Source organism: Carboxylicivirga marina, from assembly GCF_016612505.1.
GTDB lineage: Bacteria > Bacteroidota > Bacteroidia > Bacteroidales > Marinilabiliaceae > Carboxylicivirga > Carboxylicivirga marina.
The window spans coordinates 76,487-101,192 of record NZ_JAENRR010000015.1; the positions used below are offsets into that span (position 1 = coordinate 76,487).

At 38.1% G+C, this 24,706-nt stretch carries 24 protein-coding genes; 15 read left to right on the forward strand and 9 right to left on the reverse strand.

All coding sequences use genetic code 11. From position 1 onward, the window contains the following. Positions 1–13 precede the first annotated feature (13 nt). Complete coding sequence (locus JIV24_RS08600; RefSeq protein WP_200464620.1) at positions 14–364, forward strand: FolB domain-containing protein; 351 nt, start codon at positions 14–16, stop codon at positions 362–364. Continuing rightward, positions 361–744 (forward strand): 2-amino-4-hydroxy-6-hydroxymethyldihydropteridine diphosphokinase, encoded by a 384-nt coding sequence (gene folK / locus JIV24_RS08605; RefSeq protein WP_200464621.1) that lies wholly within the window; start codon positions 361–363, stop codon positions 742–744. Before JIV24_RS08600 ends, folK begins: the two co-directional genes overlap by 4 nt. Positions 745–818: 74 nt before the next feature. Here the strand turns inward: folK and JIV24_RS08610 are convergent, their stop codons facing one another. Beyond that, a complete protein-coding gene (locus JIV24_RS08610; protein ID WP_200464622.1) occupies positions 819–1,592 on the reverse strand; it encodes a hypothetical protein in 774 nt (257 codons plus the stop codon). Between the two features lie 285 nt (positions 1,593–1,877). Between JIV24_RS08610 and JIV24_RS08615 the strand changes: the two genes are divergently transcribed. After that, positions 1,878–3,905, forward strand: coding sequence for a tetratricopeptide repeat-containing sensor histidine kinase (locus JIV24_RS08615; RefSeq protein WP_200464623.1), 2,028 nt, complete (start codon positions 1,878–1,880; stop codon positions 3,903–3,905). Positions 3,906–3,917: 12 nt separating this feature from the next. Beyond that, on the forward strand, positions 3,918–5,306 hold the full coding sequence (locus tag JIV24_RS08620) for a sigma-54-dependent transcriptional regulator (RefSeq protein ID WP_200464624.1): 1,389 nt from the start codon (positions 3,918–3,920) through the stop codon (positions 5,304–5,306). Between the two features lie 197 nt (positions 5,307–5,503). Here JIV24_RS08620 and JIV24_RS08625 read toward each other — a convergent pair whose 3' ends face one another. From JIV24_RS08625 to JIV24_RS08650, 6 genes are all read right to left on the reverse strand, one after another. Beyond that, positions 5,504–6,961, reverse strand: coding sequence for a monomeric [FeFe] hydrogenase (locus tag JIV24_RS08625; RefSeq protein ID WP_200464625.1), 1,458 nt, complete (start codon positions 6,959–6,961; stop codon positions 5,504–5,506). Continuing rightward, positions 6,948–7,217, reverse strand: a complete 270-nt coding sequence (locus JIV24_RS08630; RefSeq protein WP_200464626.1) for an NAD(P)H-dependent oxidoreductase subunit E — start codon at positions 7,215–7,217, stop codon at positions 6,948–6,950. The genes JIV24_RS08625 and JIV24_RS08630 overlap by 14 nt, the downstream gene beginning before the upstream one ends. Before the next feature lie 10 nt (positions 7,218–7,227). Beyond that, the gene (locus tag JIV24_RS08635) at positions 7,228–8,415 is read right to left on the reverse strand and encodes a SpoIIE family protein phosphatase (RefSeq protein WP_200464627.1); all 1,188 of its coding nucleotides are present in this window, start codon (positions 8,413–8,415) and stop codon (positions 7,228–7,230) included. After that, positions 8,408–10,126 (reverse strand): [Fe-Fe] hydrogenase large subunit C-terminal domain-containing protein, encoded by a 1,719-nt coding sequence (locus tag JIV24_RS08640; protein ID WP_200464628.1) that lies wholly within the window; start codon positions 10,124–10,126, stop codon positions 8,408–8,410. The genes JIV24_RS08635 and JIV24_RS08640 overlap by 8 nt, the downstream gene beginning before the upstream one ends. Continuing rightward, on the reverse strand, positions 10,117–10,383 hold the full coding sequence (locus tag JIV24_RS08645; RefSeq protein WP_200464629.1) for a (2Fe-2S) ferredoxin domain-containing protein: 267 nt from the start codon (positions 10,381–10,383) through the stop codon (positions 10,117–10,119). Before JIV24_RS08645 ends, JIV24_RS08640 begins: the two co-directional genes overlap by 10 nt. Before the next feature lie 191 nt (positions 10,384–10,574). Further along, positions 10,575–12,335, reverse strand: coding sequence for a sigma-54 interaction domain-containing protein (locus tag JIV24_RS08650; protein ID WP_200464630.1), 1,761 nt, complete (start codon positions 12,333–12,335; stop codon positions 10,575–10,577). Positions 12,336–12,620: 285 nt separating this feature from the next. Here JIV24_RS08650 and JIV24_RS08655 point away from each other — a divergent pair, with 285 nt between their 5' ends. The 7 genes from JIV24_RS08655 (at position 12,621) to JIV24_RS08685 (ending at position 18,670) form a co-directional block, all read left to right on the forward strand. After that, positions 12,621–13,301, forward strand: coding sequence for an energy transducer TonB (locus JIV24_RS08655; protein ID WP_200464631.1), 681 nt, complete (start codon positions 12,621–12,623; stop codon positions 13,299–13,301). A 400-nt stretch (positions 13,302–13,701) separates the two neighbouring features. Further along, positions 13,702–14,370 (forward strand): energy transducer TonB, encoded by a 669-nt coding sequence (locus JIV24_RS08660; protein WP_200464632.1) that lies wholly within the window; start codon positions 13,702–13,704, stop codon positions 14,368–14,370. A 202-nt stretch (positions 14,371–14,572) separates the two neighbouring features. Beyond that, positions 14,573–15,589 carry a DUF4837 family protein gene (locus JIV24_RS08665; RefSeq protein WP_200464633.1) on the forward strand — a complete coding sequence of 339 codons (1,017 nt, stop codon included), beginning with the start codon at positions 14,573–14,575 and terminating at the stop codon, positions 15,587–15,589. A gap of 366 nt (positions 15,590–15,955) precedes the next feature. Then, positions 15,956–16,432 (forward strand): hypothetical protein, encoded by a 477-nt coding sequence (locus JIV24_RS08670; protein ID WP_200464634.1) that lies wholly within the window; start codon positions 15,956–15,958, stop codon positions 16,430–16,432. Between the two features lie 328 nt (positions 16,433–16,760). Continuing rightward, a complete protein-coding gene (locus JIV24_RS08675; RefSeq protein ID WP_200464635.1) occupies positions 16,761–17,117 on the forward strand; it encodes a helix-turn-helix domain-containing protein in 357 nt (118 codons plus the stop codon). A gap of 229 nt (positions 17,118–17,346) precedes the next feature. Continuing rightward, positions 17,347–18,339 (forward strand): tetratricopeptide repeat protein, encoded by a 993-nt coding sequence (locus tag JIV24_RS08680; protein WP_200464636.1) that lies wholly within the window; start codon positions 17,347–17,349, stop codon positions 18,337–18,339. Between the two features lie 139 nt (positions 18,340–18,478). Then, positions 18,479–18,670, forward strand: coding sequence for a sporulation protein Cse60 (locus JIV24_RS08685; RefSeq protein ID WP_200464637.1), 192 nt, complete (start codon positions 18,479–18,481; stop codon positions 18,668–18,670). A 53-nt stretch (positions 18,671–18,723) separates the two neighbouring features. On the opposite strand, the gene JIV24_RS08690 is transcribed toward JIV24_RS08685, so the two are convergent. After that, positions 18,724–19,908, reverse strand: a complete 1,185-nt coding sequence (locus JIV24_RS08690; protein WP_200464638.1) for a hypothetical protein — start codon at positions 19,906–19,908, stop codon at positions 18,724–18,726. Positions 19,909–20,013: 105 nt separating this feature from the next. Between JIV24_RS08690 and JIV24_RS08695 the strand changes: the two genes are divergently transcribed. The 4 genes from JIV24_RS08695 to JIV24_RS08710 all read left to right on the forward strand — a co-directional run bounded on the left by JIV24_RS08695 (position 20,014) and on the right by JIV24_RS08710 (position 24,317). Then, positions 20,014–21,030: a hypothetical protein gene (locus JIV24_RS08695; protein ID WP_200464639.1), complete on the forward strand. Its 1,017-nt coding sequence runs from the start codon at positions 20,014–20,016 to the stop codon at positions 21,028–21,030. 80 nt (positions 21,031–21,110) lie between these two features. Further along, positions 21,111–21,560: a hypothetical protein gene (locus JIV24_RS08700; protein WP_234445761.1), complete on the forward strand. Its 450-nt coding sequence runs from the start codon at positions 21,111–21,113 to the stop codon at positions 21,558–21,560. Positions 21,561–21,698: 138 nt separating this feature from the next. Next, positions 21,699–23,954: a TonB-dependent receptor gene (locus tag JIV24_RS08705; RefSeq protein ID WP_200464641.1), complete on the forward strand. Its 2,256-nt coding sequence runs from the start codon at positions 21,699–21,701 to the stop codon at positions 23,952–23,954. Between the two features lie 24 nt (positions 23,955–23,978). After that, positions 23,979–24,317 carry a heavy-metal-associated domain-containing protein gene (locus tag JIV24_RS08710; RefSeq protein ID WP_200464642.1) on the forward strand — a complete coding sequence of 113 codons (339 nt, stop codon included), beginning with the start codon at positions 23,979–23,981 and terminating at the stop codon, positions 24,315–24,317. A gap of 202 nt (positions 24,318–24,519) precedes the next feature. Here JIV24_RS08710 and JIV24_RS22400 read toward each other — a convergent pair. After that, on the reverse strand, positions 24,520–24,706 hold a 187-nt coding region (locus tag JIV24_RS22400), incomplete at its 5' end, for a hypothetical protein (protein ID WP_234445762.1).

The window sequence follows — 24,706 nt, forward strand, 5'->3', positions numbered from 1 at the left end:
CAAATCATTGATGATGGGAAAACTGAGGATAAAAAATTTGTTACTAAGAAGCTATGTGGGATTTAATCCACATGAAATAGGAAAGCGTCAGGATTTGATGTTCAATATTACAATCGACTATCGCTCAGGAGAGGAAGAATTGAGTGATAAGCCAGAAGACGCACTCGACTACCGGACGATCACCAAAGAAATCATTGACAAAGTAGAAAATAGCCAATTTAATTTATTGGAGGCCTTGGCGCGAATGGTATTGGATACAATCATGGCACATGAACGTGTGCAGGCGGCTGAAGTTGAGATTGATAAACTACATGCCTTGCGTTTTTCTGAAAGTGTTTCAATAAGTTTAGCAGCAACAAAATGAGAAAAATTCATGTTGTAATTGGTTTAGGTTCCAATATAAATGCAGAACAAAACATACCTGCAGCTATTGAAGAGTTGAAACAAATTGGTGAAGTACTCAAATCTTCTGAAGTATTAATCACTAAACCAATCGGAATTACCAATCAGGATGATTTCTTTAACAGTGCAGTTTTACTTCAAACAGATGATGATTTCGATATCTTAAACATAAAGCTCAAAGTGATAGAGGATAAAATGGGGCGCAATCGTTCCAGACCCAAGTTTGGCCCTCGTGAGATTGACTTGGATATAGTGGTGTATGACAATGAAATAACAGACGAAGATTATTACACACGAGATTTTCTACAGAAACTGGTTGCTCAAGTATGGTCAAAAAAATAGAGTTGGCTCGCCAGAACCAACTCTACACCTTTATCACCATTATTAACCTAACCTTTGCTAGGTATGAAAAGAAATTACATTTTAAAACTCTTACTAATGCCAAGCGAAAACCATACCAAATTTTTATCCATTCCGGTTGGTTCAAGTGCATCAAGCGTGCGCTGGTAATTAATACCTGTGCGCAAAGATACCAGCTTAGTAGGGATGGAACATGACAAATGTTGCGAGAAGAAGCCCCAACCTGGATCAATAGCATAGCTTACAGCGCCTTGATTGTTGCTAATCACCGACTTAGCTTCGACACTTACCTTTTTATATGTTTTGTTAAATTTTATTAAAAATTCATGAATACCAGCTGCTCTTATGTTCATATCACGTCCTAGTTGGTGATAAAAATAAAAATCATATCCAGTTGTTATTTTAAAATCAGAATCTTCTGAGATGAAATAAGGAAAGTGTATTCCTGCATTATACTTCATCCCTTGGTAATAATCTTGTTTATCTGATTCATTGTTCACCGGCAAATACCAATAGTTGACATAGCCATGGAGATTTACATTCCATTTCTTGTCTGTATCTAAAAGATTGATGTTATGATCAATGATAATATCCCACTCATCTAAAGCACTAAACTGACGGTCGTATGGAAGACTAAACCATGCCATTATTGTTGGGCCCTTATTAATGCCATAGTAGATGCCTGGCTGAAAGCACGCCTGATTAGCACTCAATGTACGACCATGCGCAATATAATTGGTGGTATTTCCCCAATCAAAACTCAGGCTGTTTTGTGAGTTGAGCTGTAATGCAATAATAACCCCTATCGTTATTAATACTAACCTTTTCATTCTGTTCCCTTTAAACTTGTACTTGATAAAATCGCCGCAAAAATAGCTTGGGAACTACTTGAAAACAATGACATTATAAGGCTTAAAACATGATAAAAATCGCTGTGTTAAAAATTGTTGAGTTCGACGATAAGACGCGCATTGGGAAACTTTTGATCAAACACATCTTTTAATTACAAAATCTTTTCTACTTTTAAACAACAATCACTTACTCTTTCGTGTGCTCAGATGGACTATTTTAAGCAGTTTTTAACCCGCGTTATTCTTCTAGTTATATGTTTATTAATGGCTGTAGTTGCCTTCGCGCAAGAAGAAACGGAGCGAGAGTTGCTGGATAGATTAAAAAATGCTAATAATAAAGAAAAGATTAAACTCAATAATAAGTTAGCGAGGCTAAAAATGTATGATGATCCTCAGATGGCCATCAAGTACGCGGAGAAAGCACTCCAGGCCGCCGTTCGAATGGAGGATAAAAGAGGGAAGGCCGAAGCATACAATAATTTAGGACTGTGTTATTATTTTGCTGATGAATACGAGTTATTACGTGATTATTATCGAAAATCATTATCTGAATATCGCTCCATTGGTGATAATCAAAGTATATCAAATTTATCTTCCACATATTTTAGATTGAACCAGTCAGAAAAGGCTTTAAAAAACTACAAACAATCACTCCTGCTTTATATCGATGAAAAGAACTGGGAGAAAATGGGAGAAACGTATAAGAATATGGCCGATGTTTATAAGAATATTACCGATTATTCAAAGGCCTTATATTATTATAGAGAAGCTCTGAAAATAGTAGAAAGAGAACGTGGTGATGCTTCAAAGGGCGAAGTAATCCGGTTGTTGGATCAGATCGGACAGATTTATTTTTTCCAGAATGAATACGATACAGCCCTCGTTTATTTTACCCGTATGAAGCAGATGCTTGAAGAGAGGGGAGATAATCAGAATGTGTCCATTGTCTTAAGTAATATTGCTAACTCCTATTATTCGAAGGGTGACTTCATAAAGGCACAGGCATTTTATAAAAAAGCACTTAAGATGCAAATTGAGCACAATAGCCATTGGGAAGCGGCAATGAGCTTGATGCGTATTGGTATGATTGAAGCACAACGAAATAAATATGAACTAGCTATTGTAAACTACAATAAAAGTGTTCGTTTGGCCAAAGTAGCCGAAGCAAATGAATTACTACGAGATAATTACCTGGTGCTGTCAGAAGCATATGAGGCTCTAGGAAACTATCGAAAGGCTTACCATTATCGGATTCAGTATTCCGATTTATCTGAAGCAATGGTAATGGACGAAAATATTGCAAATTTTGCCAATGTATTATCTGCAAAGGCTGTAGAAGAAAAGCAAAGAGAAAATGAAATTCTTCAAACAAAAAATAAGAATATTTTACTTGAGCTAGAAAAAGAAAACCTGGTAAGATGGCGCTTGTCATTTGGTTTTACAATTATTATCATGGCGCTCTCGGTCTTTATTATTTATTATCGTTATTACCTGAAGGGACAGGAAAATAAAAATCTGGAACAACGAATTGCTGAAGCACTAAAAAAGCAGGAGGAACAGCAACAAATAATTATGCATCAGAGTAGTTTAACCTCTTTGGGTGAACTGGCAGCTGGTATTGCACACGAAATTAATCAGCCGGTTCAAAATATCTCCTTGTCGGCCGAAAGTATCAAGTATGAATTGGAAGAAGAAAAGGTTGACCATGGCTTTTTAAACAAATCAGTCAATGAAATATTCGAAGATATTGTGCGTGTGCGACAAATTGTGGATCACATTCGAATTTTTAGCAGCGGACAAAAAGATGAGGTGGAAGAGGAGTTTGATGTAAGTGAATGTGTTAGGGCTGCGGCATCTATGATTGGTAATCAATATGCCAATCATCATATTCAGCTAAGCATGACATTGTCAAATAATCTGCCTTGTGTGCTGGGTAATCCGCACAAACTGGAGCAAGTGATACATAACTTACTATCAAATGCAAAAGATGCTGTAGAGGAGCGAAAGGCTCTACAGTCCGATTTAAAAATGCAGGTTAAAATCGAAACGTATAACAAAAATGAGCAGGTATACCTTCGTATAATCGACAACGGTGTGGGTATTTCACAAAATAGGAAAACGGATATATTCTTGCCTTTTGTTACGAGCAAACAATTGGGAAAAGGTACCGGATTAGGCTTATCTATTTCTTATAGTCTAATTAAAGAAATGCGCGGACATATTGAGGTAGAGAGTGAAAAAGATAAAGGTACGGCAATGGTTGTTATTTTGCCCTTGGCCGAAAACTTATAGAAAGAGTATTGAATGAATGATTTAAAAGTACTTATACTGGATGATGAATCCAGAATTACAGAAAAGCTTAAATACCATCTGGAAAAAAGAAAGTTTAAAGTGTATACCGCCAATACACCAAACGAAGGCTTTGATTTGCTCGAAAGAGAGCGTCCGGGTGTGTTGATATTGGATGTAATGTTGCCGGGGATGAATGGTTTGGATATTCTGCAAAAAGTGAAAAAAGAATATCCCAATCTGGAAATTATCATGATAAGCGGTTATGGCGATATGGACATGGTCATTCAGGCGATGAGGCAGGGAGCGTCTGATTTTATCCGAAAGCCATTTCAGATTATGGATATACAATTGGCCATTGAGCGCACTGAGAAATTTCTACTGATGCAATCTAAACTGGAAGCAGCCGAGAATCGTGGTGTTCTGGTGTCAAAGGAACTGGAGGGAATAATTGAGAAGGATTTTGTTGGTGAAAGTGAGCAGATTAAGAAAGTGTTGAAAATGGCACTGAAAGCTGCTGAAGATGGTGATGTGAATGTGTTGGTGACCGGTGAGAATGGCACAGGGAAAGAAATTATCTCGCGAATTATTCATTTTGGAAGCCCGCGTAAAAAGCAGGTGTTTGCGCCGGTTAACAGTTCGGCTATTCCTGAATCTTTGCTCGAAAGTGAGTTCTTTGGTCATGTTAAAGGTGCATTTACCGATGCGCGAGATGAGAAAAAAGGTTATTTCGAATTGGCCAATAAAGGGACACTGTTTTTAGATGAGATTGCAGACATGCCATATGCTCTGCAGGCCAAGCTTCTGCGGGCAATCGAAGAAAATCGAATAAAACGTGTTGGTAGCAACAATGAAATTCCAGTGGATGTCCGCATCATTTCCGCCACCAATAAAAACATTGAAGATCTGATAGGTGAACAGCAATTCCGCATTGATTTATTTCATCGAATTAATACGATTGAGATTAATATTCCTCCATTGCGCGAACGCCCCGAAGATATTCAGCCATTATTGGAGCATTTTATTAAGAGCATTGCTAAGAAAAAAGGCAAAAGAGCACCCGGTATAGCTAAATCGCTGGTTAATAAACTACAGAAATATCACTTTCCGGGTAATGTAAGGGAGTTGCGTAACATGGTTGAACGAGCCATGATTCTATCTGATAATGACAGCTTGTTACCCGAGGATTTTCCGCTCAGAGGTGAAGATAGTCACAGCAAAGCTTTTGTGTCGAATGGGAATCTAAATATTGATGTTAATGAAAAGCAATTAATCGAGGCTGCACTTAAGGAAACAGAGTTTAATCAAACTCAGGCAGCTACTTTATTAGGTGTTAGCCGTGATGCTTTAAAGCGCAAGATTAAAAAGTTTGAAATAGAAATCATCAAAGGTATAGGAGATTAGAATGTTAGGTGATTGAGATTAAGTCGATACTAAGGCCTATAATCTACCTATCTAATATGGTATTCTATATCAAAAAATAAACCCACCCGACATGTGGAAGTCGGATGGGTTTATATAACCAAAAGGAATGTATAAAAAATAATCGAGTGGCTAAATTGTTGCTCGTTAGCAAACAACCAGTCGCTTATGTGTGTAATCTAAACAGCTGCCTCCTCAGACTGAATCTCCTGTATGGCTTTTTTGAGTTTGTTCTGACTTACTTTTAATGGAGATACGTTTACCGGTCCATTGATACAACCGCCATCGCAAGCCATAACCTCATAAAATGACGCATCGGTCACTTTTTTATTTGGTAATGAACGAAGCAATCGAATGCTTTTTTTGTCAATGCCGTCTATTAATTCAGTTGTAATATTATGCTCGCTCGAAAGAATGGTTTTTATAGCATTGGTCACTCCACCCGATGCCGCATAGCCACGACTTTCTGGCCTGACTACCTTAGAAACAATAGGCGAATCATCAGTTTTTACTAAATCAAATTTTAAAGCTGCAAACACAGCACCTAACTCTTCAGTCGTAATCACATAATCGATGTTCTGATTTTGATAGACTTCAGTTCGCTTGGCCAGGCATGGACCAATGAATACTGCTTTATGTTCCGGAAAGCGTTTTTTTGCCAGCATTGCAGTATAGGCCATAGGCGAAGGCGTGTCACTAATAAAGGGTTTTAGTTCTGGTGCATGTTTTTCTGAAAATTCAATGTACGATGGACAGCACGATGTAGTCATAAAAGTGGCACCACTATTGAGTCTCTCGAGTAATTCATTGGTTTCGTGGTCGGTTGTCATATTGGCGCCTTCGGCCACTTCCATTACTTCATCAAAACCAACGGCTTTAATGCTGTTGAGTATTTGTGCCGATGATGCTTTAAACTGACTTAGAATGGCAGGTGCCACCATGGCCACCGTCTTTTCTTTTTTGTGTTTGATGTTATTGAAGAGGTTAAGAATCTGTGACTTTTCAGATATGGCACCAAAGGGGCAGGCTGTCATGCATTTACCACAATGGATGCATTTGTCAAAATCAATTTCTTCAATACCATCGGCATTTTTTCTGATGGCTTTTACCGGGCACGATTCCTCGCAAGGGACCGGTAGATAAGCAATAGCATGAAATGGACAAGCTTTTTGGCAAATGCCACAATTAACACACTTTTGGTGATCGATATTAGCTTTGCCATTAAGAACCATTATGGCGTCTTTAGGGCAATTAACCTGACAAGGTCGTCCTTCGCAGCCCTGGCAAAGGTTGCTAACTGTATAATTAACCTGCACACACGAACTGCAGGCTTCATCAACTACGGTAAGGAAATTTCCATTTTGAGTATAGCCTTCCAAAGCTTGCTCGGCATATTCTTTTAATGGTGTCAACTCATGCTGCTCGTCGGCAATATTAAAGCCAAGTAATGCCATTAATTTATATTTGATTACAGCTCTGTCTTTGTGAACACAGCAACGGATTGGTGAGTTGGTGCGTGGCCTCATCTCCAATGGTATACGATCAATGTCATCCAATAACTTGTTCGTATCAAGCAATTGAATTAAACGAACAAGTAGCTCGTGTTTGGTTATAACAGCATTGTTATAATAGGTCATTATTTTCGAGAGTTAGAAGTTGTTTGACGATTTTTTGACTTGTGGCGTTGTTTAATTCCTCACCATTAATTTTTACGCATGGGTGATGCTTTTCTTTGGTATCACACTTACCAATACACGGAATGCCTTCGATGCTTACTTTGTCTTTTAGGTTTGAGGGCAGATGATCGTTAAGCAGATGTAGTTCGGCACCTCCCATGATGTAACACATCGTGCCACAGCAAATTTGAATTTTGTATTTGATTGAATCAATCATTGAGTGTTGGCTATAAGTATTCTATTTCAATGGTTTTAAAAAACTTTTCTTCGAGTGTTGAAGCAATCTTTTTAATGATATTACGACGTATTTCCAGCTCTACCGGCAGGTTTGGATCCTGATGCGCATTATTAATTTGAGTACCTGCCAGTATCAATATAGAATCACTGTTTAGGAATAGTTTCACCATCTGTTCTGCTGGTCCTGTGCCTTTTACGGTGTTGCTTTGCAATTGCTCCAGTATTGATGAAACAGCTCCAAGTGTAAGTATACCTTCTGTAATCAGATCAATTCCAGGCATTTCACCTACTGGTGGTAATTCAGGATTGTAATTGTTTAGTTCGATGTGGATGTTACGCTTTAATTCACGCGAAATAATTTTTGATGTTGTTCCGCCACATATTATCTTCTTACCATTAAAGCTATCAATGCGATCGGCTAACATGCTGTCGCAATTTTTATGATACGGTGGGCCAGAAGCAAGTACCAATTTTCGCGGCTCACGACAATAAATAACCTGGCACGTGGCATCATCTTTAAAGTTGTCTGCATCATTGGCTTTAGCGCGTTGCATAATCTTGAGAGCCAGTTGTCGTGCCGATAGTTCAGGATTGTTTTTTATACTTTGTTTGATAAATGATTTTAACCCATCTATACCCCAGCCAAATGGTGTTTTTGCCGTGCCCATTCCCGATTGCGTAATACCGTCGGAAACCATAATAATGCGATCTTCTTTCTGAAGATGAAGGTGTGAGTATTGTACTTCAGCTGCGATGCAATCAGGACGTTTGACAGATTTTGACTCGGTTTCTAAATTTACAAATCGATCATCTCTAAAGATAAGAACAGGTGGATTGTCATATTCAACAATGCTGGCATCGCCAAAACAGTTGATATCAAGAATGCTAAAAGTAGAATAACTAATTTGTCGTTTTGAATCTACAGGTAGTGTTTTCATGATAAAATCAGCGGCATGCTCCAAGGAATCATTCTTCGCAGTAAACTGAAGTGCCATGCTTGTTGTCATGGTTGCTAATATATTGGCTTTGACGCCCGAGCCTAACCCGTCTGATAAAACGGTTATAAGACGATCTTCTTCTTTTAGTTTTCTCGATTCGCAGGAGTCGCCACATACATTCTCATGTGCCTTTCGTTCCTGGCATAATTCAGCTTCTATGTAAAAACACTTATTATGCATTTTCCTGCTTTTGGCTATCTAAAATAGAGTTGAGTAAAGAGTCAGTAAATGAGGCATTTTCACCTAACAAAAAAGCAATCTTCTGTACTGTCTCCATGTTTTTCTTAATCACTTCGCGTGTGCGTTTTTCAACAATTTCCTTTCTGAATTCGGGTTGTTGCGCGCTTTGGATTATACCGGTAACTAGCTTGTGTTTTTGTATATTAAAGATGGATAATTGAAGATTTTGCTCGTTTTCTACAGCTGGTAAGTTGTAATATTCTTTTCCTGTTAACAGCGCGGTTTTAAATAGTTTGGCAAACGAGCATAGTTTGTTCATTTCAGCACCTCGCATGCCAGGATTGGCTTCGTAGCATAATTCAGTCTCAGTCCCTAGTAGGCGGGCAAAACTGGCATTCATCTCAACTACTTTGCAATTATCATCGATAATAACCACGCCTGATGGTATTTTTTGCAATAGAATAGTGGCTTTGTGATGAGCAACCATTCGCATGTATGAAACACACATAGCTGTTTCGGCATTGCCTGTTAATAACGCATGTGCAAAGTCGCGGCACGTGTCATAACCGCAACCACTACAATTTAATTCATCGGCTACACTGTTTTTTCCAATGCTGTGCAGGGCTTCTTTAATTTGTTCGGCTTTGAATTGTTCGTTGGGAACTGATTCAATATTAAAAAAGTCACGTTCAATATTAAAAGTATGGCTTTCTTTAATTACGTCGCCTGTACTCTCAGAACGACATGTATAGCATTGACGTATATTAAGGTGCTTGCCTGCAATATTATTGCTTTCACTCATGCCCGGTCCGTTAAGGCATCCTGTTTCGCATGCTAACAATTCCAAAAACAAGGGTTTATCTTTACCAAATTCTTCCAGATTATCAAGCACATTTCGCACCATATTTTGGCCGGTAAAACTTATGAAAGTGCTTTCGCCACTATTGTTTTCACGTTTGATAGTTTCAACCATGCCGCCATCAAGTGGGTAGATAACACCTTCACGAGCCTGGTGGGGTTTAAAGTCTGGCTTATTATCTGTTTGTGTAGTTGATAGGCTTATATTTTCGGTTGCCAACCAATCGTTTAATTCTTTAAATGTAAGTGATACATCAACCAAGTCTGAGTCATCGGCTTCAGATTTTTTACCGATACACGGGCCTATAAAAACAATGCCAATATCATCGCCATACCATTGCTTTAACATGCGGGCATGTGTTAGCATGGGTGACATGTACGGTGTGATGGCCATGGTGTGTTGTGGGTAGTATTTTCTAATGAGCTCAACAACTACAGGGCAAGCCGACGATATATACGTGCCTGTTTGTCGTACTTTTAAATATTGGCTGATTTGTTTGGAGACTTCTTGGGCACCCAATGCTGTTTCTGATACTCCCTTAAAGCCAAGGGAGGTAAGTGCTTCAATTACGGAGTGTGGAGATGTGCCATACTCGGCAACATACGCCGGAGCCAATGAAACGTATACCTGCTTCTTCTCTTTAATGAGTTGTTTAGCTCTGGAAATACCGTCACGGACTTTTTTAGCATCAGACGGACAGATGGCTACGCAATGACCACAATAAATGCAATGAGAATCTATTACAGAAGCCCTGTTGTCGCACACTTTAATGGCTTTGGTGGGGCATTCCCTGATGCATTTATAGCAATCTTTACAGTCGTTGGTTTCTGTATATATTGGTTTTAAATGCATGCGGCTTTATCAAAGTGGTTACTTAAAATAGAATTGATATTACTCTGAGTAATACCTTCAAACACAATGTCATCAATTTCAATAACAGGGCCTCGTTTACACATTTCGTTGCATAAGTGGCCTCTGAAATCAATTCTTGACTCAATTTGTCTTTCTTTTAAAAAATCCTTGATAATTTTTAAATTATCAGCATTGCCGCGCGAATGACATGAGCTGCCAAGGCATATCAATATTTTGTGAGTAACACGTGCATCCATTGTTCAATTATTTGTGATAGCCTAAATCGAAGAATGTGCCAATGAGTGTAAGTCATTGGTGTTTATGTGGATGCAGTTTTGGTATTTATGGTGTTATCAAAGAGGAGAACGAAAGTGTCATAAAATAGTACATCATCGAGATGATTATGTCATAAAACAATACAGTGTCATAAAACAACACGCCTGAGTAATCAAACTAAATTGTACTTTTTGAGTTTGAGGTATAAGGTATTTCTGCTAAAGCCAAGAGAGTTGGCAGAGTGGGTCATGTTATTATTGAAATGATGAATCGTTTTGAGTATCAATTCACGTTCCATTTCGCGAACGGTAGTTAATGGTGTATTTTGAACAGTCTGATGTGGAGTAACTTCAGTGAGAGGTTCTTGATTGTTGTTTGATGCTTCTTTCTTAAGATTCTCAAAAGAGATGTCCCCATCAAGAATGACGTATTGTTCAATAGCATTTTCTAACTCGCGAATATTGCCTGGCCAGTCATAATCAAGAAATTGCTGAAGTGTTGAGTAGCGGATTTGTGGAACGTCTTTTTGCAAGCGAACCGATTTTTTATTTAAGAAGAAGCGTATTAATGATGGTAAATCCTCCATGCGCTCTCGTAGTGCCGGTATCTTCAAAGGAATAACACTCAGACGGTAAAATAAGTCAAGTCTGAAACGCCCTTTGTCTACTTCTTCCTTCAGATTTTTATTGGTGGCCGCAATAATGCGAACATCAACGGGTATTGTTTTTTCTCCACCAACACGTGTAATGGCACTTTCCTGAATGGCACGTAATAGCTTCACCTGCACTTCGGGTTTCATATCGCCAACTTCATCTAAAAAAAGTGTTCCGCCGTTGGCTAGTTCAAATTTACCCGGATGTCCACCTTTCTTGGCGCCGGTGAAAGCTCCATCGTCATAACCAAATAGCTCGCTTTCAATTAAGTTATCGCTGATAGCAGCACAGTTAATGGCAACGAAACCTTTATCGTGCCGGCTACTGGCATTGTGAATGCTTTGTGCAAACACTTCTTTCCCGGTGCCACTCTCTGCTTCAATTAATATGGTTGACGGACTGTCTGATATGTTTTTCGCATAATCTACCAACTTTCGCATTTTTTGGCTTTTGGCAATAATGTCTTTGAAGGTAAAACGTGCCTGCATGCCGGTGTACTTATTTACCAGGTGATATACATTCTCAAGCTCCCGAATGGCTACAACTAATCCAATCAGCTTAACCTGCTCCTGATCTAAAATAGGTGTTACCGTCACATTAAATTTAGCTTTTTTATCGGCTGTATTAATGGCAATTTCTTCGTTAATAAATTTCTCACCTGAACTTACCAATTGATAAATGTTACTCCAGACAGGTATCAGGTTTTTAACCGGAATCTTTAGTAGATCGCGTCTTCTGATGTTAACCCATTGGCAAGCCAGATTATTGGCATATTTAATCTCTCCTGTAATATTCACAGAGAGTACTCCGATTTTTAAAGCATTCATCATGGCAAAAGTAAATTGATGTGTGTCATCCATCTGCTTTTGCATGCATACATCCTTAAGCCTTGCTTTAATGTTTGTATCAAGGGCCGCCATGGCCATATGCAACCAGGGAAATTCAATATCAATGGAAGATATAAGGTAAATTTGAAAGGGTATGCGGCTGTTCTTGCTGTTCTTGTATTTTACCAGGTTATAAACCGAACTGCCCAAATGAATAATGCCACAGTCTTCCTTCTGCTCCCATTGTATGCGGTCTGCTACAATTTGCCAGTTTTGATCATTGCTTAATTGATACCGTTTTGAAAAGGTGAGATTTCCATGTAATTGAACGATTAAGCCTTGAGCATCTGTTACAACTAATTTAAAAGATGCACTGTCCATATTTGTAACAAAAGATTGCAACGCCTCGGAGATAATGATTGTTTGAGATTTACTGGTGTTGCTTGAGCTCATGGTGTAACCTGGTTGGATAATTATTCGATACAGTTGGTAAAATTAATCTTTTGAAATGATATGTGAATTAAGAAAGCTCTGTTTTCGCCCATATGGGCGCGTATTCGATATGGAATAAATGACACAGATGATTTCTGACATTATTAATTAAAGCTTGTAAGGGGCAGTGAGTCAGCGGTGTATTGATGATGTGATTAGGCGATTTATAAAGGCTTCCTTATTGTGGTACGTTACTTGGCTTTAGCTTACCAACAATATTAATGTTAAACCTCAAAATAAAAGCCTATGGAAGTGAAAAAGAGTAAGAAAGCCGACCTGGAGCGAAAACGTGCCTTGTTCTTTCAAATTGGATTAATTGTAACACTCGGTGTAGTATTAGTTGCGTTTGAGTGGAGCAGTACCGATGTTTCATCAAACAGCCTGACCATGGTCGATGAAGAAGTTTTGGAAGAAGAAGCACCGCCCATTACACGGCAAGAGGAAATTCAACCTCCGCCACCTCCGCCACCACCCAGAGCGGCCGATATATTGCAGATTGTAGATAATGATGTTGAGCTGGACGAGGAGTTGGAAATTGAAGATACCGATATGGATCAGGACTTAGAAATTGATTTATCGGAATTTGAAATGCAAGAGGAGGAAACAGAGGATCAAATTTTTATGATTGTAGAAGATATGCCAGAATTCCCTGGCGGTACTGGAGCTTTGCTAAAGTACATTGCCAAAAATGTGAAGTACCCCGTTATTTGTCAGGAAAATGGCGTTCAGGGAATGGTGAGCGTATCATTTGTCATTGATGAAAAAGGAGATGTAACCAATGTTAAGGCCTTTAGGGGCGTTGACCCAAATCTTGAAAGAGAAGCAATTCGTGTTGTAAAATCGATGCCCAAGTGGGAGCCCGGTAAGCAACGCGGAAAAGCTGTAAAGGTATCGTACTCGGTACCAGTGAGATTTAAGCTGCAATAGCAGCCATGTTTAACATTTGTATTAGAAATTATTTTTATGAAGAAAAAGTTTAATTAACAACACCTTATCGGGAAAACGTTCTCGAGAAATTTTTCAGAATTAAAGCCGATGTGTCCAGCATGACCCTGCAACTTCGAATTGAAAGACGAATAAATGGAACATCGGCTTTGGTGTGCGATTTTGTGCGATGAGGTGACGCATAATCGCCCAGGAGGGCGAATGTTTATAGTGCTTATTTTGACTATGAAAATATTATAATCAAAAAAATGCACGTGTAAACATCACATATACAGGTGTTACTGGTGGGGTGGTTTGTTTTTTATAACAAAGGAAGAAGAAGTGGAACGCCTATTGGGATATACTTATCAACTAACATTAGTAACCTCATAAATATACCGCCATGAAAGTAAAAAAACATAGACACGCCGATTTAGAGAATAAGCGAAGCATCTTTTTTCAGATAGGTTTAATAGTGGCTTTAGGAGCATCATTAGCAGCTTTCGAATGGGGTTCCGATTCAAATATATTGGCCCAGCCTATAGATGAAGATCCATATGTTGAGGATGTGGAGATGATACCAATTACGCATCCTGAAGAACCAAAGACAGCTTTACCAAAACCTATTCCATTAGAGAAGATAATAATTGTTGATAATACCACGCCAGTAGTGGATGACTTGCCTGATTTTTCATCGGAAGATACCGGTGAACCCGTCTTAATTCCTGAGATGGCAGAGGAAATTGATGATACGCCCATGACTTTTTATAATGTGCAGAAGATGCCTCAATTTCCTGGAGGCTCAAGCGCCTTATTAAAGTACATAGCAGAGCATGTTAAGTATCCGGTTATTTGCGCCGAAGCAGGCGTGACAGGCAAAGTGTACGTATCGTTTGTAGTGAATGAAAAAGGTAATGTTGTTGAAGCAAAAGTGGTTCGTAGCCCCGATGCTAATTTATCGACAGAAGCATTAAGAGTGATAAGCGGCTTGCCACAATGGACGCCAGGAAAGCAAAGAGACAAAGCTGTTAGGGTTGCTTATACCATCCCGGTTAACTTTGTTTTGAATTAGCTCTTCAAACCAATCTATATATAGAATCGACGCTGGTTGAGATGTAATAGTATTGTTTCATCCGTGCCTAAAGATTAAGCGATTATAAAAGTCTCAATCAGTGTCGTTTTGCCTTATGTATGCCAAATAAAGAACCGAATGCACCCTTCTGTCCAAAGGGAATAGTGAAACTTATTTCCGTTAACATTTTAAACTTAAACCTATGAAGAATTATACAAATCATATAAATAGTAAAGTCTGGTTACTGGCTATAGTCGTTGTTATTTCAATAATCGTTGTGGCTGCATGCACTGATAAACCATCGGGGTTTAAACCTCGTGCCATTGGTTCGCCGGGTGAATTACTCGTAGTGATGGAAGATGACCACTGGAATACTTGTGCCGGGCAAGAATTAAAAGCCTTACTGAAGGATGAATTTCCGGCCTTACCTCAGGAAGAAGCTATTTTCAAGAAAACACGAATTGCCTATAAGCAGTTTGAGCGTCACTTTAGAACTTATCGCAATGTATTGTTGGTTTCAATTAAAGAAGATGAAAGCTCTAACCGTGTTGAATATCGCCGACAGGAGTGGGCAATTGGCCAAAGTGTAGCGAAAGTAATTGCACGCTCACCCGAAGAACTGGCAAGCTTGCTGAAGCAGAAATGGCCTCGCATAAAAGGATTTTTTCACCAGGGCGATATTAACTCAATGGCCGATTCATACCATAAAATTTATCAGCCAGAAGCGGTTATGCATGTTCAAAACAATTATCCCTTTACCATGTATTTTCCTAAGGGTTTTCACTTGAAGAAGTCTGAAGGGCATTTTTCGTGGTTCGACGCACAACGTCTCGGAAGCCAGTTAGGTATTTTTGTATACCAGTGTTCGCTCGACTCGCTTAGAGATTTTAATGCGCAGACTCTATTGAGTTTTCGTAACAACTTGCTTCGTAATCAAGTGCCGGGTGAAAATATTGGTTCCTTTATGACGACGGAGGAACATTTCCCTGTTTCGATTAAACGAACAAAGTTTGCCGATCGTCAGTGGACCGAATTACGTGGCCTCTGGAAAGTAAGTGGTGATTTTATGGGTGGCCCCTTTATCGATTATTTTTATGAAGATGAAGAGAATAATCAACTCGTAATGCTTAGTGGTTATGTATATGCGCCTGCCAAACCCAAGAAAGCTATTTATATGCGCGAAGTGGAAGCCGTGTTGAAAACATTGGAAGTGAATTGATTTAATGAAAGATTTTAGCTCATAAACTTAATGCTTTTCTAAAAAAAAGAGGAGCAAAGTTGCGTGACAGGGAAATCGCTTTAAGTAATATCGACCTAAGCAATGTAGCTTGGGCCCCATCGTCGTATGTGGAGGGAAGAAAAATTTGAGGCATGATTTATAAATCTTTAAATTTTTCCCGCAACAATGACGTAATGGGTAAGCGAATGCTTTAGTCGACGACATTTTTGTCTACTTTTTGGGCTGGAGGCAAAAAGTAGAAGCCATTCCGGCTTGAGGAAATAAGCTAAGTACAATGAAATTTTTAAAAGCGATAGCCCTGTGGCGTGTGAAGAATTTAAGTTTATTTGATTTAAAAAAGATACAATGAAAAACATATCATTCTTATCTGGGATTATAACCTTTTCAGTGTTGCTTGTAGCATTCACAATGATTCCAGTTGATTCTACCGCACAAAAAGAAGTAGTAAAGAAATATTACTTGTCATCAGACAATATAAATTTCGGAACGTTTAATCAAGATACAATAACAATTTTCAAAGAAAACAATAAACTATGCACGGCTAGACTTGAGCTTTATAAAGATCAAAGCTTTTGTTTATTTTACCATCTTAAGTATGATAAAGTCATCGTTACTGATTTAGAACTGGGCTTAAAACAGACAAAAATCAAGGAATATGCCGATAAACTTCAAGGAAAATTTGAGGTACTTTGGGTTCAGGAATCTGAAGATTATACACGAATGGCAATTTTACATCTTACTACTGAAAATAAAGAGAAATTAGAATATGTTGTTCAAGATACAGAAAAAGGATTGGTTCTAATAAGAAAAGTAACGCTATAATATATGATGAAGTTGAAACTGTGTTAGAAACTCCGGAGATAAAATAGTTCTAATACAAATGTATATCGACAAAAAGTTTTATTAAGAGGGGAATAAATGTGCTTAAAAGAATGTTAAGTCAATTAAAAGATAAATAATCATTTGATATAAGAAGTAATTAGTAGTGTAGCAATAATTACCAAGTTATATCAATAGCAACAAGTGATATGGCAGTAATTAATCATTTGGTAACGGCAAATATGATTGATTAGGAGGTAATAAATCATCGCATTTTTATTGGAGTAATAACTAAGTAATCATTAACTTAGAGAAAATATTCTACATTGTTATGATTAAATATAGTTTCGACAGAATTTTTAAAGCACGAGGAATAGCACGCCCCTTTAGTTTTTTAAAGAAACATGGTTTCTCAGATAATTTTGCCTCAAGGCTAAAAAACAATCGGGTATCACGACTTAATTTGCATCACCTCGAGAAGTTGTGCCTGGTTTTAAGGTGTACGCCTAACGATATTATGGAGTGGAAGCCTTCGGATACAACCGGAATTGATGCAGAACATCCACTTAATTTAATTAAACGCCCCGATCAAAAAGTTGACATGGTAAAAACCATTAATTCTATTCCGCTTGGTCAGCTCGAAGAAATTGAAAAACTGATAAATGAGCGGATCGGAAAAGGAGAATAGCGAATAATACCGATTAAACATTAAAATGAGCTTTATTTCACTTCGCTTTATAAAACTCAATTAATCTAATATCGGCATTAACCAATGTAATTAGCAAAACGACTTAAAGCGCGTTTTGTAATACATTTGGTATAAGATGTCAAAGCTCATATCTTGTTAAGAAGCGTTAAACCATTTCCACTTGTTGAAATAGTTTGATGAATAAAGAATAAAAGTCTATCATTACAGCATGAGATATTTAGCAGTGTTGTTATTGATGGGCTTTTTTACCGTTCAGGCCCAGCAAACAGAAACCGAGAAGTTGATAAAGCAAGGACAAACCTTGTTGAGCCACGATTTATACAAGGATGCCATTGGTAAATTTAAGCAAGCCATCACGTTTGATAAGAAATGTATGGAAGCACATTACGAGTTGGCTTATACCTATCTGACCATAAACGATTATGATGAAGCATTGCATTATAGTCGAAATGTATTAGGCGAAGAAAGTGAGTTTTACCTCGATGCGCTACTTATTTATTGTGCTGTGTTAAATGAAAAAGGCAATGCCAAACAATCTATTCGTGAATTCAAAAAGGCACTGAAGAAATATCCCGATGAGTACCTGTTGCACTACAATATGGCTAAAAGTTACCTTGTGCTTGATGAGGTGAGCAGGGCCGAACAGTGTTTGATTACTTGTTTGCGAATGAATAAGAATCATATTCCGAGTCATTTGCTATTGTCCGAGATGATGAAGAAAAAAGGCGAAGTGCTAAAGAGTATGCTGCCCATCTATTATTCGCTGTTACTTGAAGTGGATGAATTAAAGAAAAAGGAATTACTGGAGGATTTACAAGTGCGCTGGCATGTAGCCAAAGTTCAAAGACCTGCAAGTAGTAAGCCCATAAGTCAGCACTCCTCTGTTTCGGGGCTGCGTATTGCTGAGGGAAAACTCAATGCCATTGCTCGTGAGGCTGAAGCGAATAACCCAGATGAACCTTATCGTTTCGTTAATCAAACCCTTTCGCTTTTATCGATGTTAAGCGAGGAGCAAACTGGCGAAATGGACTTTTTTGATATTCAGTATCTCGATTTTTTCAATCAGATGCAAATAGCCGGGCATAGCGAATCATTTGCCTATTTTATATGCAGTGCTAAATATAACCCTGAAGTGTTATTATGGGTTGGTGATAACCAGTCGGCATTTAATGCCTTTATCAACTGGATGGAATTGCAGTAAGAAAATAGGCTCTCGAAATACCATTGCTTAATAGGAATAATTTTATAATTCTTAAAAAATAAAAAGGTTTTTGTATCTTAAATAGGACTCTAACGTAGGAGATAGAAAATGATGTAGAATTTTTTAAAAAAAAGGTGATATGAGTAATATTTTAACTAAACATTTTCAATATACAGGAACAGATGATTTTGACCAGTCCTTAGACGATCAAATAAATGATTTTATTGGAAAAGAAGGCATTAATTCCGAGAATTTAATTGATATTAAATTCAGTGGTCATTCCGATCAGGGCGTAGCTACCTATTCGGCGCTTCTGCTTTATAAAAAGTAATTAAGAAAAATATAATTAGCAGCCTCCATTTAGTTAAGTGGAGGCTGTTTTATTTAATACGAAAGGCCCCAGGCCGCAAATTGTGTGTCAGTGTTAAATGGGGTAAGAGGGAAAAAACCTTTAGCAATTTTTCCATTCTCGACCTTTATCGGGTAATTATTAATGTTTTCTTGATAGAATAGTGGCGCTTCGCCAGTTTTAAAATGCCTGATCAGCCAGGTTCCTTTCGTGTCAGGAGCCAATAAGTCTTTGAGGTGCAGGTTCACCAAGCCCATGTTGCACCGCAGGTTGGCTTCAACAAATGGATAAAACTTTAATTCATTATTTACATTCTTAAAGAATAAGGTATCGACACCAATGGGACCGGTGTATTGTTTGTGAATGCTAAGTGACTGTATGCTTTTAATAATGGCTTTGCTTGTTTGTTCTATCCAGGTATCATCATTGGGCAATAAGTCTTTAATAGCGCTAGGCGTATGAAAATACTCTTTACTAAAATGGCCTTGTCTGTCAGCATCAAAAAAATTAAGGCCTAAAAATCGAACAGTACCGCCATCATCAATCTCGAATTGTAATGAAGCATCTTGAACTTTGTTATAGATGGTTTCAACTATTAGCGCTCCGTGTTTTTTAATTTGAGCATTAATCCAGTTGCTTGCATCATTTAACTGCTTCTTATTTCTAATAAACATTAAACCTCTGCCCGATGAACTCCATAGGGTTTTTAAGACAATGCCATTTTCTTTTTTAAAAAGCTCGACAATTGACTTCATGCTGGATACAGGCAATGGTAATTGCGGAATGGAAACGAAATCAGGAAGCTTATGCGTATTTAATTCATTGATTAATCTCAGGCTAGTCTCTCGGCTATAAAAGCTTTTTAACAAATCCGGTGTTTTAAAGGATGGCATTTCGTTAAAGTGCTTAATGTACTTCCCATATTTATGCTTAATTAGTTGGCTCCATCCCCAGGGTTTTAAAGCATCTATGTTAACGTTCTCAAGCTTTTTGTTTGAAATTAGCTGAGGTAATTCAAAACCCAAATTGGTCCAAAAAGAAGTAAATGAGCTATGATTGGCGATTTCACTTAATAGAAAGTCGTCTGGTTTTCCAATGAAAGCTAGTAAAGGGCTAATGTCGTGTTCAAACTTAGATAACAGTTTGGATGGCATAAAACTGAAAGTGCCATTTTCAACTGCCATGTCACACGTTGGATTGTATATAAATAAGTTGGCCATTGGCTACAAAAGTAATGGCTTAATATAAATAATTGGGGGTATTACAAGCCATTAGACTTGACTAATGCTTATTTCTTAAATATCTTCTCAAAAAAAATGAAGGATATGAATTCAAAACTTATAACGATACTTCTAGGATGCACATTATCTTTTAATGGATGCAGTGCAGATAATACTCAAAAAGAAGAAGAGCTTAAAGAGCCTGAAGTAACTTCTATCATTCAGGAGTTAAAAGGGAATAAGTTTATTGCTGATTATACTGTGGCCAAAGAGTCGGTTTTGCGTAGTATTCCGGAAGAATACATTAATAGTGCACGAGAGAATCTTTGTGTTGCATATCAGCACACATCGCACGGAACGCATGTGAGTCGTGGTTTGTATGGCTTGCCAGACTATAAAGCAGGTGATGATGCGTTATTTGGTATTGTTCGAAATGATTTTAAAACAGGAGTTCTGGACTTTCTTGACTATGCAATTGAAGATTATGCTGAGGATGGGAGGAGAGCAGTCGATTTAAGTCGCGATGAAACAGCTTTCATTCAGGCTACGCGAAATTTCTTAGATGATTCGAAAAACGAAAAAGTAAATGTGGTGATGTGGGCTTGGTGCAATATTGCAGGTCATGATGTTGAAGGAAATTACCTTCCCGGAATGCAAACACTCATTGATGAATATGGAGTAGGAGGTTCTAAAATTGGCGAGGGAGAAGGAAAGCGTCAGCAAGCTGTTTATTTCGTTTTTATGACTGGGCATGCCAATAGGGGAAGCAACACCGGAGAAGGCAATCCTGCCGAACAAGCGACTCTAATTAATGATTTCTGTAATAAAAACAAGTTACTCTGCCTCGATTATTATAGTATTGATACCCATTGTATGAATGATCATTATTGGGAAGATGCTGGTGATAATGGCAAGTCGAGCAGCTATGGCGGTAACTATTATGAAGATTGGCAAAATAGCCATCAGGAAGGCATCGATTATTATTTAAATAAAAGTAAACCGGGAGGAGACGTAGAGCTTGGTTCACATACAACACAGCATATCACTTCTAACCGAAAAGCATATGCCATGTGGTGGATATTGGCTCGGATTAGTGGTTGGGATGGCACACTTGTCAATTGAGAAGTGATGTAAATCAGATGTTAAAATTTTGTAAGGGTTTGCAGAATTTAGTTCTTTTGTAGCTGATGAGAAATCTTCAGTTGAAATATAAAGCAATAAGTTTTGCCTTGGTAGTGGCTATTTTGCCATCGATACTTGGCGTGCATATATTTCAACACCATTGCACAGGTTGCGATGAGGATGAAACGATAACCCGCATCATTACCACCATGCATGACCACGAGCATGCTTGCTCTGATTGTACCTGCGAACATGCGTGCCAAAGCTGTGCCGAGGAGGTCGGTAACCATGTGCATCATCTGCCTGAAGATGGCGCATGTAAGCATGAGTTTAAAAAAGCGTCTTTTGATGCGCAAACAACAGCCGCTAAAATAAAGTTCGAAGCAAGTGCTGTTGATTTGTTGTTTAATAACAATTTATATGCTGATGTATTATCAGAATTAGATAAACCATTAAGACTTCATTACGATGTAATTCAGAAGATTCCCGACGAGCCTTCGCCGGAGATGAATTGCGTTTTTCTGTTATGATCCATTCATCCATGCCTAAGTAGCTTTTAAACTATAAGTTGCTTGAGGTAATTGATTAACCAAACAACCTTAGTTGTATAGTAACCTAAAGTTGATGTTTGGCTATTGTGTGCGTCAAATATCGCTAATCATATCAGGATGAATCGAATTATTATAGTTTCAATACTATTCTTGTTAACCGGTTTTTCGGGTTTTGCGCAAGCAAACAAAGAAATTACTGGTGTAGTTAAAGCCAACGATAAAAATAAAATTACCGAGTTAGTTGGTGCTAATGTGTATTGGGCCAATACGCAAACAGGTACGGTAACAGATTTTAATGGCCAGTTTGTTATTGAACAAACCAGTGGGAATCAATTATTAGTAGTAAGTTATATCGGCTATCAAGCTGATACCATCCATGTAACAGATAAGCAGCATTTCGAAGTGGTTCTTAAAAGTGATGAGTTGGATGAGGTATTGGTCGCTGGTAAAAAAGCTGGTTCTCATATGTCGCGTCTCGATCCAATGACAAAGGTGAATATCACTGGTGCAGAATTGTGTAAAGCAGCATGTTGTAATTTGAGTGAAAGTTTCGAAACCAATGCATCAGTCGATGTGTCTTATTCCGATGCTGCAACAGGTGCTAAGCAAATTCAATTGCTGGGTTTGTCAGGCAATTATGTGCAGATGATGACTGAGAATATTCCAAACTTCAGAGGGCTGGCTACTTTATATGGTTTAAATTACATTCCCGGGGCCTGGATGGAATCTATCCAAATTTCCAAGGGAACTGCTACCGTTATAAATGGTTATGAAGCGCTAACCGGACAGATTAATGTCGAATATAAAAAGCCGGTAAATTCAGAGAAGTTCTTTCTTAACCTGTATGCTAATAATACGGGACGATGGGAAAGTAATGTTAACGGCTCTATCCATCTTAACGATAAATGGACAACGGCAATATTAGCCCATTACTCCGAAGATCAAAAGTCAACCGATGATAATGATGATGGATTTCGCGATGAACCATTGTTGAAGCAATTAAACTTTATTAACCGTTGGGACTACAATAATAAAAAAGGTTTTACTTCCCAGATAGGCATTAAAGTGCTGGATGAAAATCGACTTGGAGGTCAAAGGGGGTTTGAAGGCAGTCAGCCATCGGACCAGAATGTTGGTTTACCCAACCAGTTATATGGTATTAATATAGACACACGTCGCTACGAAGGGTTTTATAAAGCAGGATACTTATTTGATGATGAAATGTCCAGTGTGGCTTTGGTAGCTAATTATGCTTATCATGAGCAGAACTCTTTTTATGGTCGAAAACAATACGATGCCGAGCAACGGTCTTTTTACGCTAATTTAATTTTTCAATCCATCATAGGAAATGAAAATAATAAATATAGTACGGGACTTAGCTTTCAATCAGATGAGTTCGATGAGGTATTAACGATGGATTTTCAACAGCCCGATCAGAGGCAACTGCTAAACCGTGAAGAAATTGTGCCGGGTGCCTTTTTTCAGTATACTTATAATGTGCCCAACCGATTTACGCTTATCGCGGGTGGTCGAGTCGATTTCCATAATAATTTTGGTACTCTCTTTACACCACGAATTCATGCCAAATACAACATTGCTCCTAATACTATACTGAGGGCATCAGCTGGGAAAGGCTATCACACACCTAATGTTTTAGCTGAAAATAGTTACTTGTTGGCAAGTTCGCGACAAATCAACATAGCTAACAATCTCGATCAGGAAGAGGCTTGGAACTATGGCGCTAACATTACACAGTATATTAATGTTGCAGGAAGAGAGTTGACATTAAATGCCGAATTCTATCGAACCGATTTTACCAATCAATTGATTGTTGATGCCGATCAAAGTGTTGATGCTGTCTATTTTTATAATCTTGATGGAGATTCATATGCGAATAACTTCCAGATAGAAGGTAAATATGAGTTATTACGGGGGCTTGATCTGGTAGCCGCCTGGCGTTTAAACGATGTGAAAGCAACTTATAGTGGTGAGTTGAAGGATCGTCCATTGATTAGTAGAGCGAAAGGCTTAGTGAACTTGTCTTACTCAACACCATTAAAAAAGTGGCAGTTTGATTTTACAACGCAATTTAATGGAAAAGGTAGGGTGCCATCAACAGCAACTAACCCGGTTGAGTATCAAAGGCAAGATGCATTTGATCCATATCAAATTGTTAATTCACAAGTGACAAAGTACTTCCGTAAATGGAACGTATACCTTGGTGTTGAAAACCTGGGGAACTTTAAACAAGATAATCCAATTATAGCAGGCGATGATCCTTTTGGCGATTATTTTGATAGCTCACTAATTTGGGGTCCAATTATGGGGCGTCGGGTGTATTTTGGATTGCGTTTTTCAATAGATAGAGAATAAAATAATAATCTTAAAAATAATATCATGAAGAAATTACTAGTTGTAGCAATGTTGACAATGTTGGTTGTCAATACATTTGCGGATGAAAAAAAGAAGAAAGTAAGTGAAGTAACTTACAAAGTAGAAATGGATTGTCAGAGTTGTGTCAATAAAATAACGAAGAATATCCCATTCGAAAAAGGCGTTAAAGATCTTAATGTGGATATGGAAGGACAAACGGTTACTGTAAAGTATCGTGAGGATAAAACTACCAAAGAAAACTTAGTAAAGGCATTTGAAAAACTAGACTTTAAAGCTGAAGAGTTAAAAGAAGGGGAGTGTAGCTCGCAAAAGAAAAAATGCTGTAGTGGCTGTAAAAACTAAAACAATATAGAGGCTCCTACTTGGAGCCTCTTTTATTATAATTAAGTATTTACCTCCCATCCAGCATTATAACAATTACCCAATTGCGAGTTGCTTAATTCATATTTTACTCATATTAACTTCAGTTTCGATCGACTCTAATATCTGCTTAATGCATCAGTAGAAATGTAAAACCCAATAGATGCTCACTATTTTGAGCCGACTATGCGCCGTTCTTAACTAAAGACATAAAAAACTTTCCACCACCAACCCTCCCGAGTTTGACAGATAAAATTCCATAGTTACTGATAGCTAGACGAATAACAAGAGCTGTAGTGGTTTGTGCCACTACATTTTCATTCGCTACTGCAAAATTTTCGGAGGGATTTTCAAGCCTATTGCTTTTAATA

Coding starts and splice junctions, on each gene's coding strand:
- JIV24_RS08600 (WP_200464620.1), top strand. CDS start 14: ATGGGAAAACTGAGGATAAAAAATTTGTTACTAAGAAGCTATGTGGGA.
- folK (WP_200464621.1), top strand. CDS start 361: ATGAGAAAAATTCATGTTGTAATTGGTTTAGGTTCCAATATAAATGCA.
- JIV24_RS08610 (WP_200464622.1), bottom strand. CDS start 1,592: ATGAAAAGGTTAGTATTAATAACGATAGGGGTTATTATTGCATTACAG.
- JIV24_RS08615 (WP_200464623.1), top strand. CDS start 1,878: ATGGCTGTAGTTGCCTTCGCGCAAGAAGAAACGGAGCGAGAGTTGCTG.
- JIV24_RS08620 (WP_200464624.1), top strand. CDS start 3,918: ATGAATGATTTAAAAGTACTTATACTGGATGATGAATCCAGAATTACA.
- JIV24_RS08625 (WP_200464625.1), bottom strand. CDS start 6,961: ATGACCTATTATAACAATGCTGTTATAACCAAACACGAGCTACTTGTT.
- JIV24_RS08630 (WP_200464626.1), bottom strand. CDS start 7,217: ATGATTGATTCAATCAAATACAAAATTCAAATTTGCTGTGGCACGATG.
- JIV24_RS08635 (WP_200464627.1), bottom strand. CDS start 8,415: ATGCATAATAAGTGTTTTTACATAGAAGCTGAATTATGCCAGGAACGA.
- JIV24_RS08640 (WP_200464628.1), bottom strand. CDS start 10,126: ATGCATTTAAAACCAATATATACAGAAACCAACGACTGTAAAGATTGC.
- JIV24_RS08645 (WP_200464629.1), bottom strand. CDS start 10,383: ATGGATGCACGTGTTACTCACAAAATATTGATATGCCTTGGCAGCTCA.
- JIV24_RS08650 (WP_200464630.1), bottom strand. CDS start 12,335: ATGAGCTCAAGCAACACCAGTAAATCTCAAACAATCATTATCTCCGAG.
- JIV24_RS08655 (WP_200464631.1), top strand. CDS start 12,621: ATGGAAGTGAAAAAGAGTAAGAAAGCCGACCTGGAGCGAAAACGTGCC.
- JIV24_RS08660 (WP_200464632.1), top strand. CDS start 13,702: ATGAAAGTAAAAAAACATAGACACGCCGATTTAGAGAATAAGCGAAGC.
- JIV24_RS08665 (WP_200464633.1), top strand. CDS start 14,573: ATGAAGAATTATACAAATCATATAAATAGTAAAGTCTGGTTACTGGCT.
- JIV24_RS08670 (WP_200464634.1), top strand. CDS start 15,956: ATGAAAAACATATCATTCTTATCTGGGATTATAACCTTTTCAGTGTTG.
- JIV24_RS08675 (WP_200464635.1), top strand. CDS start 16,761: ATGATTAAATATAGTTTCGACAGAATTTTTAAAGCACGAGGAATAGCA.
- JIV24_RS08680 (WP_200464636.1), top strand. CDS start 17,347: ATGAGATATTTAGCAGTGTTGTTATTGATGGGCTTTTTTACCGTTCAG.
- JIV24_RS08685 (WP_200464637.1), top strand. CDS start 18,479: ATGAGTAATATTTTAACTAAACATTTTCAATATACAGGAACAGATGAT.
- JIV24_RS08690 (WP_200464638.1), bottom strand. CDS start 19,908: ATGGCCAACTTATTTATATACAATCCAACGTGTGACATGGCAGTTGAA.
- JIV24_RS08695 (WP_200464639.1), top strand. CDS start 20,014: ATGAATTCAAAACTTATAACGATACTTCTAGGATGCACATTATCTTTT.
- JIV24_RS08705 (WP_200464641.1), top strand. CDS start 21,699: ATGAATCGAATTATTATAGTTTCAATACTATTCTTGTTAACCGGTTTT.
- JIV24_RS08710 (WP_200464642.1), top strand. CDS start 23,979: ATGAAGAAATTACTAGTTGTAGCAATGTTGACAATGTTGGTTGTCAAT.